We start from the raw sequence: 14,448 nt of genomic DNA, 5'->3' as shown, positions 1-14,448 counted from the left end.
GCGGGAGACATCGCCATGACGCCGGCGGCGGGCCCTCCCCAGCGCGCGGACGGCGCCGCCGACCCGTGGCACTCAGGCGATACATCGTTCCTGCACGACACGTCCACAAATCGCCCATCAGCGGTTACGGTATGCCGGAGCTCAGTCGTACCGGCAGGTCAGATCAGGTCCGGTCGGCGGGGCCCGTCACAGGTCGGGGGACCGGGTTTCGGGGGGCGGGGTGGATGTCACGGGGATGACGTCTGCGGCAGGTCCGGATGAGGACGGCGACAGACGAAACGTTTCTGATGCGGCGGGCGTGGTCGTGCTGGGGGCCTGCGCCGCCTGGTCGCTGATCTCGGCCGCCGTGCACGACGGCCGCCCCGAGGGTGTGCTGCTCGCCATCCTCGCCGTGGCCGCCGGCTATGCCGCGGGGCGGATCGGCGGGGCGTTGCTGCCGGTCGCCGCGCCCTGCGCCGGAGCAGTGGCCGGAGTGGGTCTGACGCTGGCCGTACCCCACCTCGCCCCCGGGCCGCAGATCGTCGCCCCGCTGGGCCACGCCGGGGCCACGGCCGCCGTACTCACCCTCTCCACCGGCGCCGCGTGCTGCGCCGCCTGGGCCGCCTCGGCACCGGCGCTGCGACTGGGCCTGCGCGCGCTGGCCGCAGGAATCGCGGTGACGGCCGGTGTCCTCGGCTCGACCTCGGGCTTCGTCACCTGCACCGCCGTCCTGCTGTGCTCGCTCGCCGCCGGCCACATCCGCCATCGCGGCGTGGGCATCGCGGGACTGGCCCTGACCGCGACCACCGTCACCGGCCTGACCTGGGCAGTCGCCGGGAACGCGATGCCCGGCGCACTCACCGACTGGCTCGAGGATCAGCTGACGCGGCACCGGATCCAGCTGTGGCACGACGCCCTGCACCTGGCTGGCCGGGACCCCGCGCTGGGCGTGGGGCCGGGACGCTTCGGGGAGCTCAGTACGACGGCCACCGGAACGCTGCTGTCCGACGGCAAGCCGCACTCGGCGCCCCTGCAACAGGCGGCGGAACAGGGCGTGCTCGGCCTCGTCCTGCTGGCGGCGGCCTTCGGCTGGATGTTGTTCGCGCTGTGGCGTACCGCGCGCCCCACCCCGGTCGCACTCACCGCCGGCGCGGCCTTGACGGCGCTGGCGGCCATCGCCGCGGTCGGCAACGCGCTCAGCTTCACCGCGGTGTCGGTGGGCGCGGGCCTGCTGGCCGGGCTGGCCACGGCACGTCCGCTCGCCCACGCATCGCAGGAGCGCGAGAGCGACGTACGCGCGCGTGGCGAACGTCTGACCCCATGACCCGGTGTGCGGCGAAGGGGCCGGACCACACACCCGGACCACACACATGGCTGCGAGGCCCGCCCCGTGGTGACGAACGGACCTTGGATTCAGTGCGCCGTGCCGGGTGCCCGTGTCCGCAGGCGGGCCCTGATGACCCGTACGGCCGCCTCCGCGTCGTCCACGGTGATCGTGAACGTATGGCCGTCCCACAACCGCAGTACCAAGCCCTCGCCACGCCGCACGACGACCGCGGTGCCCTTCTCGGGCCGCCACCGGTAACCCCACCCACCCCAGTGGCGCGGGGTGACGTGGGCGACGAAGTCGGCGCCCGCCACCTCGGACAGCGGAATACGGCGGCGCGGCACACCGATGTGGCCGCAACGCACCTCGAGGCACTCATGGTCGACTCTCAGGGCGACATGCACGAACGCCAGAGTGCCGAAGAGGACCAGCAGGCCGGCCGCGATACAGCCGACGACGGCCATGACGAGCGGGGCGACGCCGTCCGTCCACGGCGAGTCGACGGCCAGCTCGATCCCGAGCGCCATGCAGGCGGCACCGACGAGCGCCAGCAGCCACTGGACCCGGTTGGTCGCCCGCCCGGTCCAGACATCGGGATGCGGCTGCGCGCTGTGGGGGTGGTCCCTCATGCCTATGAGGTTACTCAGGTTTCGCTGCGCTGGTACCGCGCTGCGGAGGGTGACTGCGCCGACCGTGCTTCGGACGGACCGATGCCCTCCGTTTTGTGACCGTCGGTTACCGCGCGGGGCTGATCTCCCGCAGGAGACGGCCTTCCTCGTAGGCGAGAGCGGGCACGGGGAGGGCGCCCTCGCGGCCGCTCAGCAGCACCGTCAAGGTGCCGCTCGCCTCGGCACCGGGGGCCGGCTGCTCGCCGAGGCGGCGCAGCGCCTGCGCGGCGACCGCGCCGGCGGAGCCGTGCAGGACGAGCGGCGGGAAGCCGGGGCGCTGGACGGCGGCGCGGATGCGCTCGGCGACGAGCTCGTAATGCGTGCAGCCCAGGACGACGGTGGTCACGTCCTTGGGGGTCAGTGCGGCGGCCGCGGCGACGGCCGCTTCGATCGCCGTCTCGTCGGCGTGCTCGACCGCCTCGGCCAGCCCGAAGCACGGCACCTCGGTGACGGCCACGCCGTCGGCGAAGTCCTTGATGAGACCGCGCTGGTAGGGGCTGCCCGTCGTGGCGGGCGTGGCCCAGATCGCGAACGGGCCGCCACCGGCCGCGGCCGGCTTGATCGCCGGGACTGTGCCGATGACCGGTATGGCGGGTTCCAGGCGGGCACGCAGGGTGGACAGGGCGTGCACGGTCGCGGTGTTGCAGCCGATGATCAGGGCGTCGGGCCGGTGCGCGGCGGCAGCGTCCGCGACGGCCACGGCGCGCTGTGTGAGGTCCTCCGTGGTCCTCGGGCCCCAGGGCATGCCGTCGGGGTCGAGGGAGAGCACGAGATGTGTGTCGGGTCGCAACCGCCGTACCGCAGCGGTGGCCGCGAGCAAACCGATTCCGGAGTCCATCAGCGCGATCTTCACCCGGCCACGATAGACGATGGGCCCTTGCGGGCCCCTCCGGTGGGGCAGACTGCGCGCGTGAGCGCCATCGCGTGGACTGCCGCCGGATCACTCGCCGCCTGGCTGTGGCTGCTGCTCTGCCAGGGCTTCTTCTGGCGTACGGACGTCAGACTTCCGCGGCGGACGGAACCGGACGTGTGGCCGTCGGTCTGCGTCGTCGTACCGGCGCGGGACGAGGCGGCGGTACTCCCCACGAGCCTGCCGTCGCTGCTCGCCCAGGACTATCCGGGGCGCGCGGAGATCTTCCTGATCGACGACGGCAGTTCGGACGGCACGGGGGAGCTGGCGCGCGAGCTCGCGCGGCGGCACGGCGGGCTGCCCCTCACCGTGGACTCCCCCGGCGAGCCGCCCGCTGGCTGGACCGGCAAGCTGTGGGCGGTGCGGCACGGCATCGGCCTGGCACGCGCGCGTGATCCCGAGTACCTGCTGCTGACGGACGCCGACATCGCGCATGCGCCCGACAGCCTGCGGGAGCTGGTCGCGGCCGCGCGCACCGGGGGCTTCGACGTCGTCTCCCAGATGGCCCGGTTGCGGGTGGAGAGCCGGTGGGAGCGGCTGGTCGTGCCGGCCTTCGTGTACTTCTTCGCGCAGCTGTATCCGTTCCGCCGGATCGGCAGGAAGGGGGCTCGGACGGCGGCCGCGGCGGGTGGCTGCGTCCTGCTGCGTGCCGAGGCCGCCGAGCGGGCGCGGATCCCGGACGCCATCCGGCACGCCGTCATCGACGACGTGGCGCTGGCGCGGGCCGTCAAGGGCGGCGGTGGCCACATCTGGCTGGGGCTGGCCGAGCGGGTGGACAGCGTGCGCCCGTATCCGCGGCTGAGCGACCTGTGGCGGATGGTCTCGCGCAGCGCGTACGCGCAGTTGCGGCACAACCCGCTGGTGCTGGCCGGGACGGTCGCCGGGCTCGCGCTGGTGTATCTGGTGCCGCCCGTGGCCCTGATCACGGGTCTGGCCGGCGGGGGCACGGCGGCGGCGGTCGTCGGCGGTCTCGCGTGGCTGGTGATGACGGGCACGTACGTGCCGATGCTCCGTTACTACCGCCAGCCGCTGTGGCTCGCTCCCCTGCTGCCGTTCACCGCCTTCCTCTACCTCCTCATGACGGTCGACTCGGCGGTGCAGCACTACCGCGGGCGCGGCGCGGCCTGGAAGGGCCGCACCTACACGCGTCCGGACGCGGTGCCCGACGAGGGCTGACCTACTTTGGTGTCCGACGAGGGCGGACTACTTGCGGCCGGGCGTCCAGTTCATGCCCCACGCGTAGGCGTAGTCGACGGTGCGCTGCGGGCTCACCCCGCGCTCGGGCACCAGGTAGCGGGCCTCACGCTGGACGACCAGGTCGCTGCCGGTGTTGGTGATCAGGGCGAGTGCGCACACCGTGGAGGGGACCGTGCACTCGTCGAGCGAGAAGTCGACCGGGGCGCCGTGCTGCGGCGTGAGGGTGACCGTGGCGTTCAGGTCGGCGAAGGAACGCGCCCCTTCGTGGATGGTCACGAAGATCAGGATGCGCCGGAAGGCCCGCTGGTGGTCGAGGTTGACGGTGAGGTTCTCGCCGCTGGACACGGCGCCGGTGCGATCGTCGCCGTCGAGGTGGATGTACGGGGGCTGGTGCAGGGCGCCGAAGGCGTTGCCGAGGGACTGGATGACTCCCTTGCTGCCGTCGGTGAGCTCGTACAGGGCGCACAGGTCGAGGTCGAGGTCGTTGTGCAGGGCGAGCGGGCGGCCCAGCTTGCTCGCCCACCCCGAGAACTGCTTGCGCACCTGCCAGTTGAGGTTCACGCGCAGGACGCCCGAGGTGCCGCCCTGCTTGGTCAGCGAGACGGAGGGGGCCGCCTTGGTGAGCGTCACCTTGCTCAGGCTGATCGGCGGCGCCTGGGGGGCAGATGGGGGGACCGGCGGCATGGCGGGCGGCGCCATGGCCACCGGAGGTGCCACGGGGGGCGTTGTGGCTGCCGGGGGCGTGACCGGCGGGGCGGCGGGGGTCGGAGCGGGTGCCGCCTGCTGGGGTTCGTCGACCGTGATGCCGTAATCGGTGGCGAGGCCCTCGAGGCCGCTGCTGTAGCCCTGGCCGACCGCGCGGAATTTCCAGGCGCCTTGGCGGCGATAGAACTCACCGAGTACGAAAGCGGTTTCCACAGTGGCGCCCGCGCTGTCGAAACGGGTGATGACCGTCCCCTGGGCGGCATCCTTGACCTCGATGTAAAGGTCCGGAACCTGGCCGAAAGCGCCGCCGTCCGCGGAAGCGGCGACGATGACGGTCTCGACCGCGGGCTCCACGCGCGCGAGGTCGACCAGCACGCTGTCGGTCACCCGGCCGCCGGCCTCCCGCTTGCCCTCGTACCGGACGGCGCCGGAGGAGTGCGCCGGCTGGTTGTAGAAGACGAAGTCCCCGTCGGAGCGGACTTTTCCGCCGGCCAGCAACAGCGCCGAGGCGTCCGCGTCGGGCACGCCCGGCCCGGAGCGCCAGCCCAATTCGACCCGCAGTGCCGTCGTCGGCACCGGCGCATTCGATCCTTTCGACATTGACATGTCCGCCCCCACTCACGGGTCACCGCGCCAGGCATGTCCCGGCAGCTCACTGGGTTCTTTACAGGGCCAACCTATTCCTCTCGACAACGAACTCCCATGAGGGCCACCTGAACACCGGAGGCCAACCTCCGGTAACCCGCCCGGAACTCGGCATTTACACGATCCGAGCGCCGATCGTCGTCCCTTTTTGGCAAGTTCGCTCGCATTGGGGATCCGGCGTCACCGCAGACACCTAAAACAACCCTCTTATCGGTCTCCCCAACCAGCACATCGTGGGCTTAACTTATGTGCCATGACCTCCCCCCGCTCCACCTATGGCGGCGGCTACTACTCCGCCTCCTTCCCGGACACTCCGATCTACGACTCGCTCGTGGCCGAGCGGGGCACCCCGCAGATCGCACCGATCCGGGTCCCCGCCGCGTACGACATGCCGAGCGGCAATCTGCCCGCGCTGCCGTCCGCGCTGCCCGCCCTCCCGGCGGCCCCGTCCCAGCCCTCCTACGGTTATCCGCAGGCGCCGCAGCCCGCTCCGCTACAGCAGGCGCCCGCGGCGTACATCCCGCAGCAGGCGGCCGCCCCGCGCGGCTATCCCGGTCCGCAGGCTCAGCAGCCTCGGCCGGTGGCACCCGGCGGCACGGGCTACGAGGCGATGCGCCCCGCGGCTCCCCGCCCCGCCGCGGCTCCTTACCAGGACCCGTACAACAACCAGCAGTACCGCGGCTACTGACCCGTTCCCCGGGCTGTCGGTGCCACCTGGCACGATGGCCGCATGGGGCACGCACAGCTGCAGTCGATTCATGTTCATCCGGTCAAGGCGTTCCGGGGCACAGCGCCCCGGGAGGCCGTCGTGGAGCCCTGGGGGCTGGCCGGAGACCGACGCTGGGTGCTGATCGACGACGGGGGAAAGGTCGTTACGCAGCGCCAGCAACCGCGCCTCGCGCTGGCCGCCGCCGAGCTGCTGCCCGGCGGCGGCGTCCGGTTGTCCGCGCCCGGCACGGACCCGCTGACCGTGCCCGTGCCGCGGACGGTCGGCACGGTGCCGGTGGAGATCTTCCGCGACAAGGTCGAGGCGGTCCTCGCCGAGGACGACGCGGCACATGCCTGGTGCAGCGCCTATCTCGGCGCCGACGTGCGCCTCGCGTACATGGACGACCCGGGCACGCGCCGGCCCGTCGATCCGGAGTACGCCCTGCCGGGCGAGACGGTCAGCTTCGCCGACGGCTACCCGCTGCTGCTCACCACGACCGCGTCCCTCGACGCTCTCAACTCCCTCATCGCGCAGGGTGATCACGCGCAGGAGGGCCCGCTGCCCATGAACCGCTTCCGGCCGAACGTGGTCGTGTCGGGCACCGCCGCCTGGGCCGAGGACGACTGGTCGCGCGTCGTCATCGGCGAGGTGACCTTCCGTGTTCCCAAGAAGTGCGGGCGATGCGTGGTGACCACCACCGACCAGGCCACCGCCGAGCGCGGCAGGGAGCCCCTGCACACCCTCGGCCGGCACCGCCGCCTGGACGGCAAGCTGGTGTTCGGCCAGAACCTGGTGCCCCTCTCCCGCGGCACGATCCGGGTCGGCGATCCGGTCACGATCCTCGACTGAGAAAGATCTCGCGGAGCGGCGATGCGCGGGAACCGGGGCCGGATGCCCGCGCGTTGGGCTTTTCGTGAGAAGTTCATGAGAGGCCCCGAACTCAGGTGACTTCGCTTCTCTTCGGCGGGGCCCGCGCGTGAACGGCTCGGTGAGGGGTTATCACGGAGCGGGAAGGGGGTGTGCGGACGATGCGGGCGATCAGCGGACTCTGGCGCTGGCGGCACAATCCGCTGTGCCGTGCGACAGACCTGGCCGAGGCCTGGGTCGCCCTCGCGGCCCTGTCGCTGATCCTGGTCGTCGCGCCGTTGGCCGGCTCACTGGTCGGCGGCCTCGCCCAGGACGCCCTGCGGGAGTCCGTCCGCGAACAGCGCGCGTCCCGGCACCTGGTGACGGCGACCGTGGTCCGCAAGGTGGAAGGCTCTTCGCTGGACGCCGACCCCGAGGCCGCCACCGGGCGGGACCTGCGCACCAGAGTCGTGGCCGACTGGACCGCACCGGACGGCAGCCCGCACCACGGTTCGGTCATGGCGAGCCTCGACACCCCGCAACCCGGCGACCGCTTCACGATATGGACGGACCGGCAGGGCCGCGCAGTCGCCCGCCCGCTGGACTCCGCGACAGCGGCGACGCACGCCGTACTCGCCGGGCTCGGAGCGGCCCTGCTGGCCGCGGGCCTTGTCGAGGGCAGCAGACGGCTCGTCGTCTGGCGTATGGTCCGTCGCCGGTACGCGCGTTGGGACCAGGCGTGGGACAAGGCGGGTCCGGACTGGGGCCGGACCGGCACCGGCAGCTGACGGCCTTCCGGCTCTGGTCAACCCACCGCCCACGCGCACGCTACGGTGGACCGGCCGAACTCTTCGGCAGCAAAACCCGCGTACTTCGAGGTGGGGGCACATCAACGCCATGGCACAGGGCACGGTCCAGGTGACGCACACCGGCACATCGCGGTGGCGGCGCCGCACGGGTGAGTACGCATCGCTCGCGGCCGCCCTGGAGGCCGCGGCCGACGGTGACGTCCTCACCGTCGCGCCCGGCACCTACCGGGAGAACCTCGTCGTCCAGCGGGCGGTGACCCTGCGCGGCCCCGAGGGCTCCCCCGGCTCGGTGCGTATCGCGCCTGTCGACGGTGTGCCGTTGACGCTGCGCGCCTCGGCCGTGGTCCAGGACCTGCATGTGGAGGGCCAGGACGCGGCTGCGCCCGCACTGCTCGTCGAGGAGGGCGCCCCGGAGCTGTCGGACGTCCGGGTGGTCACACGGTCCGCGGCCGGGATCGAGGTGCGCGGCGGCGCGCGCCCGACCGTGCGGCGCTGCACCGTCGACAATCCCGCGGGCATCGGCATCGCCGTGCTCGACGGCGGGGGCGGGGTGTTCGAGGAGTGCGAGGTCGTCGCGGCGGGCCAGGCGGGCATCGCCGTGCGCGGCGGCGCGCACCCCCGTCTGGAGCGCTGCCGGGTCCACCACGCCTCGGGCTCGGGGCTGACCGCCACGGGTGAGAACTCCGCGCTGGAGGCGGTGGGTTGCGAGATCTACGAGGTCCGGGGCTCCGGCGTCCAGATCACCGGCCGGGCCACGGCCCACCTCACCGACTGCGATGTGCACCGCACCACCGCCGACGGCGTCACCCTCGACACGGACGCCGTGCTGACCCTGGCCGACTGCCGTATCCACGACATCCCGGAGAACGCGGTCGACCTGCGTTCCCGCTCGGTGCTCACCCTGACCCGCACGACGGTGCGTCAGTTCGGGCGCAACGGCCTGTCGGTGTGGGATCCGGGCACGCGCGTGGACGCCAACCAGTGCGAGATCTTCGACAGCACGGGCGACTATCCGGCGGTGTGGGTCAGCGACGGCGCCACCGCGGTACTGGAGTCCTGCCGGGTGCACGACGTGCCGGACGCCTTGTTCGTCCTCGACCGCGGCTCGCGCGCGGATGTGGTCGACAGTGACCTGTCCCAGGTGCGCAACACGGCCGTGTCGGTGAGCGACGGCGCTACCGCCCAGCTCGACGACTGCCGGATCCGGGACGCGGCGACGGGCGCCTGGTTCCGGGACCACGGCAGCGGTGGCACCCTCAACAACTGCACCCTGGACGGCACCCAGACGGGCGTGATCGTCACCAAGGGCGCCGACCCCACCATCGAGCGCTGCACCGTCGACTCCCCCGCCGAGGCCGGGTTCTACGTCTCGGCGGGCGGCCGCGGCACCTTCCTGAACTGCCGGGTGCGGGGCAGCGCCGGCTACGGCTTCCATGTGATCGACGGCTGCCGTACGACGCTGAAGAAGTGCCGTACGGAGCGGTGCGCGCGGGGCGGGTACGAGTTCGCGGACGGCGGCCCGGACGCGGCCTCCGGGGTGGGACCCGACGTGGAGGACTGCACCAGCGACGAGAGCGGCGGCCTCAGGCAGCCGCCCCCCGAGCCGGAGCCCGCCGTACAGACGGTGCGCCAGTCCCCCGGCCTGCTGGGCGCGATCCCCGGCCAGCGCACGACCGAGCAGGAGCCGCTCGTCACCGCCTCGCAGCCCGAGACGCCGACACGAACCTCCAAGGCCGTCCTCGGTGAACTGGACGCGCTGGTCGGACTGGAGAGCGTCAAGCGCGAGGTGCGCGCCCTCACCGACATGATCGAAGTGGGCCGGCGCCGCCAGCAGGCGGGCCTGAAGGCCGCCTCGGTCAAGCGGCACCTGGTCTTCACCGGCTCCCCCGGCACCGGCAAGACGACAGTCGCCCGGCTCTACGGCGAGATCCTCGCCTCCCTCGGCGTCCTGGAGAAGGGCCATCTGGTCGAGGTGTCCCGAGTCGACCTGGTCGGCGAGCACATCGGCTCCACGGCGATCCGCACGCAGGAGGCCTTCGACAAGGCGCGCGGCGGTGTGCTGTTCATCGACGAGGCGTACGCGCTGTCGCCGGAGGACTCTGGCCGGGACTTCGGCAAGGAGGCCATCGACACGCTGGTGAAGCTGATGGAGGACCACCGGGACGCGGTCGTGGTGATCGTGGCCGGCTACACGGCCGAGATGGAGCGCTTCCTCTCGGTCAACCCCGGTGTGGCGTCCCGCTTCTCACGGACCATCACCTTCTGTGACTACGGCCCCGACGAGTTGCTGCGGATCGTGGAGCAGCAGGCCGAGGAGCACGAGTACCGACTCGGCCCGGGCCTCGCCGAGGCCCTGCTGAAGTACTTCACGGCCATCCCCAAGGGCCCGGCGTTCGGCAACGGCCGTACGGCACGCCAGACCTTCGAGGCGATGGTGGAGCGGCACGCGAGCCGGGTCGCCCAGCTCGACGAGCCGAGCACGGACGACCTGACCCTGCTGTACGCGGAGGACCTGCCGGAGCTGCCCTGAGGCCGACCGGGTCCCGCGAGGGCCTGGACCGGCCGAGCGGCCCCTCCTGAGCCGGCCGGATCAGCTCTCGGCCGCGGCCGGCGGCCGTTGCGCCGGCACCTCCGGCGTCAATCGCGCCAGCAGTCGCTCCCTTTCCTCGGCGAACGCCGGGTCCGCCTGGTAGTCGCCGTGGCCGAGGATGGGGGCGGGCAGGGGGTGTTCGGGAGTACGGCCGTACGCCAAGGGGTCCTTGAGGGCAGCGCGGTCCACCGTGGGGGTGCAGCTGCCGGGCAGGCGGACCGGGCCGCCGATGGGGTCGGTGAGCCGGTACAGGTTGCGCCAGCAGTCGACCTCGGCGTGCAGGGAGGTGAGCGCGGCCGGGCCGAAGTGGGCCGGGAACCAGCGGCCGTAGAGGCGTTCCAGCGGGGAGCCGTAGGTCAGCAGCGCGACCCGCTTGCGGTCGGCGGGGGTCAGCTGCCAGGCCGCCGCGGCCGCGAGCACGCTGCCCTGGGAGTGCCCGGAGATGACGAGGCGGCGGCCGTCCTCGGCGCGTGTCCAGGTCGCCATCCGCCAGGTCAGGTCGGGCACCGCACGCTCGGCGTAGCAGGGCGGCGCGAAGGGGTGGGCGGCGCGTGGCCAGAAGGTACCGACGTCCCACAGGATGCCGATGGTGCGCCGTGCGGAGGCGTCCTTGTAGGCGCGCCTGCCCCAGGTGACGAAGAGTAGGAAGCCCACGCCGATCAGCCAGGAGCCCAGCGCCTGCGCCGTCTCGGCGGCGCCGTGGACGAAGGCGTGCGTGTCGTCGGCGGCCGCACTCGGGGTCGCGTCGGTCGTCAGTGCGCCGACCAGGGCTCCCGCGCCCAGAAGCAGGGTCGCGGCTGCGGTGACGGCGACTACCAGAGGGGCGCGGTCGGTGAGCGTGGCCATCGCGCGCGTGCTCGCGATACGGCGGGTGCGGGCCGTGTCCTGGGGCTCTCCGACGTAGTCGAGCTCCACCGTGCCCAGTTCGGTGCGGCGCAGCTGCCAGGCCCGCCATGCCAGCCAGCCGCAGAGCAGCAGCAGGACGACCAGCAGGGGTGGGATGACGGACGCCTGCCAGGTCAGGAGGACCGGCGGACCGGCGATGGACGTGCCCGTGCCGTCCAGCCAGTCCGCGACCCTCTGGGACACTCCGCCGGACATCACGCCGCCCAGGGCGCAGGCCAGCATCGCCACCGCCGGTCCGCCCAGGCCGCGCATCGCGGCGCGCGGGTCGGGACTGGTGCGGTGCAGCACGTGGGCCACGACGGCGAGGACGATCACGAGCAGGCCCTGGAGGAAGGCGATGGCGCCGAAGGTCGGGTCGCCCGCAAGGCGGCCCGCCGACTGCCAGCCCGGCCGCTCCCACCCGGCGTACACCAGAGCGAGCACCAGCAGGACGAGGGAGGCCAGCGGCAGGCGTCGTACGAGATGCTCGTCGAGGTCCTGGTCGAGGCGGTTCTCGCTGCGGCCCCGGCGGCAGACCACCCACACCACGACGGCCGCTCCGGCGACGATCGCCGCTTCCAGGAGCCACCCCAGTGTGTCGAGAAGGGCGGGTCCACCGGACCGGCGGTCGAAGCGCGCCGCCGCCGAGCCGACCGCCGCGGCGACCGTGAGCAGGCCCGCGGCGGTGTGCGCGGCGCGCAGCCGGGCGACCAGGCGACGGCCGTACCAGAAGCCGGGGCGGCCCAGGGCGGTGCCGCCGGACTCCTCGTGTGCCTCCGGCTCGCGGGACATCGGCTGCTGGGACTCGTACGCGCTCCAGGTGCGGCGGGAGAGGTACCACAGCAGGCCGGTCAGCGCGGCCGGCACCACGGCCGCGAGGGCGAGCCTGCGGCCCGGGCGGCTCCACCAGCCACCCTCCGAGACCACGGGCGACAGAAAGCCCAGCCAGCTGTGCCGCTCGGCGCACGCGCGCGTGCCCGCGCACTGCCAGGCCGCGAGGTCCAGGGCGACCTCGCACGCGGCCGCGACCAGCAGCACCGTCAGCGTCAGTCCCGCGAGCCGCACGAGGAGGCCGTAGAAACGCACCGTACGGTCGCGGTCCCGTGCGGTGGGGCGCATCCAGTGGGCGAGGTTGACCACCATGAACGGCAGTAACAGCAGCCACAGGGCGCGCGCGCTGTTTCCCGAGGTGAGATTGCACCACACGTAGGCCTCGGGGACCGGTTTGCCCCGGTAGTCGTCCGGTCTTCTCTCGGCGTCGACGTCCTCGGCCCGCCGGAAGACGGCGGCCGTGTCGTCGCCGGTGATCCGCACGGTGCGCGGATCGTCGAGCATGTCCTGCGGTGTGGTGCCGCCGACGCCGTGGACCAGGAGTTCCAGGGCGGTCCCGGCGCGTTCGTGTCTCTGCGCACGTTCCACTGTTCGCACTTCCCCCGTGACGAGCCGTCGGCTTCTGTCCGTGCGGGCACAAGGATCTCCCCGGAGCGGGCCCCTTACACCTCTCCTCACGGAATCTCCCCCGATCCGTGAGGAGGACTGGGGAGCGGGAGATGCGGAAGTGACATGAGCGCGTCGAGTCAGCCAGTGGCGCTACCGGTGCCCAGCCGTGCGAGGATGGGACGTCCCGCGCGCCGGGAGGGGTGAGAATGTCCTCATCAGAGTGGGTGCGCAGGGTGTGTCGGACGGCTTGAGGCGAAAGGACCGGAGCGTACGTGAGCGAGAATCAGAACCTCCTCGCGGAGCAGCGGCGCGCCCTGATCCTGGACGAGGTCCGGCGCCGGGGCGGGGTCCGCGTCAATGAGCTGACGCGCAAGCTCGGCGTGTCGGACATGACGGTGCGGCGCGATCTTGACGCGCTGGCCCGGCAGGGCGTGCTGGAGAAGGTGCACGGCGGTGCGGTCCCGGTGGTCGAGGCGAGCACGCACGAGCCGGGCTTCGAGGCCAAGTCGGGTCTGGAGCTGACGGCCAAGGAGGACATCGCGCGGGCCGCGGCCGAGCTGGTCGCGCCGGGCTCCGCGATCGCGCTGTCGGGCGGTACGACGACGTACGCGCTGGCGCACCAGCTGGTCGACGTGCCCGACCTCACTGTGGTCACGAACTCGGTGCGGGTCGCCGACGTCTTCCACGCCGCGCAGCGCACGTCGGGCCCCCGGCAGGGCGCGGCCACGGTCGTGCTGACCGGCGGGGTGCGCACGCCGTCCGACTCGCTGGTGGGCCCGGTGGCCGACCAGGCGATCGCGGCGCTCCACTTCGATGTGCTGTTCCTCGGTGTCCACGGGATATCGGTCGAGGCCGGCCTGTCCACGCCGAACCTCGCGGAGGCCGAGACCAACCGGCGCCTGGTGCAGTCGGCGCGCCGGGTCGTGGTGGTCGCCGACCACACCAAGTGGGGTGTGGTGGGGCTGAGTTCGTTCGCGGCGCTGGAGCAGGTCGACACGCTGGTGACGGACGCCGGTCTCGAGACCGAGGCGCGCTCGGAGATCGCGGAGCATCTGCGGCGGCTGGTGGTGGCGGGCGCGCCGGATGAGGGCGCGGACATCTGACGGGACAGACATGTGCCGTGCAGACATGTGCCGTGCAGACATGTGCGGGACCGACATGTGCGGGACCGACATGTGCCGTGCAGACATCTGACGGGGCGCCAGCTATGGTGACGCTGCCCGGTGTGGCGTCGGCATAGGGGGTTTCGTCCATGGCTCACCTGCTGCGTGAGGTGGGGCTCGACTTCGTCGAGTCCGCGCCCGTACGGCATGTCTTCGTGGGGGAGATCGCCGCTCCCCCGGAGCCGGTCTTCCGCGCGCTGGCCGAGGACGTGCCGGGCTGGGCGGACTGGTTCTCGGCGGTGACGCTGGCCCGGCCGCTCGACGGCGGAGCCCGGCGCGAGGTCCGGCTCAGGGGCGGTACGCGTTTCGAGGAGACGATTCTCGTGGCGAAGAGCCCCGAGGTGTACGCCTACCGCGTCGACGTCACCAACGCGCCGGGCGCGCGGGCCGTCGTCGAGGAGTGGCGGCTCGCCCCGGCGGGGACGGGCACGCGCGTGCGGTGGACGTTCGCGGTGGACGGCACGGCGCCCTTCCGGTTCGCCGTCGGCCTCGCCCGGCCGGGCCTCGGCCGGGCGTTCCGGGACGCGGTGACCTCACTGGACCGACGGCTGGCGTCGGCGGCGCGCTGAGGCTCG

Annotated in this window: 12 protein-coding genes; 8 read left to right on the top strand and 4 right to left on the bottom strand. The window is 72.7% G+C overall.

Annotation, left to right across the window (positions count from 1 at the left end):
• Nucleotides 1-235 precede the first annotated feature (235 nt).
• Nucleotides 236-1,303 carry an O-antigen ligase gene (locus QQM39_RS42590; protein WP_302002933.1) on the top strand — a complete coding sequence of 356 codons (1,068 nt, stop codon included), beginning with the start codon at nucleotides 236-238 and terminating at the stop codon, nucleotides 1,301-1,303.
• An 89-nt stretch (nucleotides 1,304-1,392) separates the two neighbouring features.
• On the opposite strand, the gene QQM39_RS42585 is transcribed toward QQM39_RS42590, so the two are convergent.
• A complete protein-coding gene (locus tag QQM39_RS42585; protein WP_302002931.1) occupies nucleotides 1,393-1,935 on the bottom strand; it encodes a hypothetical protein in 543 nt (180 codons plus the stop codon).
• A gap of 106 nt (nucleotides 1,936-2,041) precedes the next feature.
• A complete protein-coding gene (locus tag QQM39_RS42580) occupies nucleotides 2,042-2,827 on the bottom strand; it encodes a glutamate racemase (protein ID WP_302002930.1) in 786 nt (261 codons plus the stop codon).
• A gap of 57 nt (nucleotides 2,828-2,884) precedes the next feature.
• Between QQM39_RS42580 and QQM39_RS42575 the strand changes: the two genes are divergently transcribed.
• The gene (locus QQM39_RS42575) at nucleotides 2,885-4,060 is read left to right on the top strand and encodes a glycosyltransferase (protein WP_302002928.1); all 1,176 of its coding nucleotides are present in this window, start codon (nucleotides 2,885-2,887) and stop codon (nucleotides 4,058-4,060) included.
• A 27-nt stretch (nucleotides 4,061-4,087) separates the two neighbouring features.
• Here the strand turns inward: QQM39_RS42575 and QQM39_RS42570 are convergent, their stop codons facing one another.
• Nucleotides 4,088-5,386, bottom strand: a complete 1,299-nt coding sequence (locus QQM39_RS42570) for a TerD family protein (protein WP_302002927.1) — start codon at nucleotides 5,384-5,386, stop codon at nucleotides 4,088-4,090.
• A gap of 298 nt (nucleotides 5,387-5,684) precedes the next feature.
• Here QQM39_RS42570 and QQM39_RS42565 point away from each other — a divergent pair, with 298 nt between their 5' ends.
• The 4 genes from QQM39_RS42565 (at nucleotide 5,685) to QQM39_RS42550 (ending at nucleotide 10,325) form a co-directional block, all read left to right on the top strand.
• Complete coding sequence (locus QQM39_RS42565) at nucleotides 5,685-6,119, top strand: DUF6643 family protein (protein ID WP_302002926.1); 435 nt, start codon at nucleotides 5,685-5,687, stop codon at nucleotides 6,117-6,119.
• Between the two features lie 42 nt (nucleotides 6,120-6,161).
• Entirely contained in the window at nucleotides 6,162-6,989 is an 828-nt protein-coding gene (locus QQM39_RS42560; protein WP_302002925.1) for an MOSC domain-containing protein, read from the top strand.
• Nucleotides 6,990-7,168: 179 nt separating this feature from the next.
• Nucleotides 7,169-7,774: a hypothetical protein gene (locus QQM39_RS42555; protein ID WP_302002923.1), complete on the top strand. Its 606-nt coding sequence runs from the start codon at nucleotides 7,169-7,171 to the stop codon at nucleotides 7,772-7,774.
• A 109-nt stretch (nucleotides 7,775-7,883) separates the two neighbouring features.
• Nucleotides 7,884-10,325 carry a right-handed parallel beta-helix repeat-containing protein gene (locus tag QQM39_RS42550; protein WP_302002922.1) on the top strand — a complete coding sequence of 814 codons (2,442 nt, stop codon included), beginning with the start codon at nucleotides 7,884-7,886 and terminating at the stop codon, nucleotides 10,323-10,325.
• Between the two features lie 60 nt (nucleotides 10,326-10,385).
• Here the strand turns inward: QQM39_RS42550 and QQM39_RS42545 are convergent, their stop codons facing one another.
• Nucleotides 10,386-12,689: a hypothetical protein gene (locus QQM39_RS42545; protein WP_302002921.1), complete on the bottom strand. Its 2,304-nt coding sequence runs from the start codon at nucleotides 12,687-12,689 to the stop codon at nucleotides 10,386-10,388.
• A gap of 293 nt (nucleotides 12,690-12,982) precedes the next feature.
• Here QQM39_RS42545 and QQM39_RS42540 point away from each other — a divergent pair, with 293 nt between their 5' ends.
• Nucleotides 12,983-13,813, top strand: coding sequence for a DeoR/GlpR family DNA-binding transcription regulator (locus tag QQM39_RS42540; protein ID WP_302002920.1), 831 nt, complete (start codon nucleotides 12,983-12,985; stop codon nucleotides 13,811-13,813).
• Between the two features lie 149 nt (nucleotides 13,814-13,962).
• Nucleotides 13,963-14,442 (top strand): SRPBCC family protein, encoded by a 480-nt coding sequence (locus QQM39_RS42535; protein WP_302002919.1) that lies wholly within the window; start codon nucleotides 13,963-13,965, stop codon nucleotides 14,440-14,442.
• Nucleotides 14,443-14,448: the final 6 nt, after the last annotated feature.

Source organism: Streptomyces sp. DT2A-34, from assembly GCF_030499515.1.
Taxonomy (GTDB): Bacteria; Actinomycetota; Actinomycetes; order Streptomycetales; family Streptomycetaceae; genus Streptomyces.
This window is presented reverse-complemented; position numbering and strand designations above follow the sequence as displayed.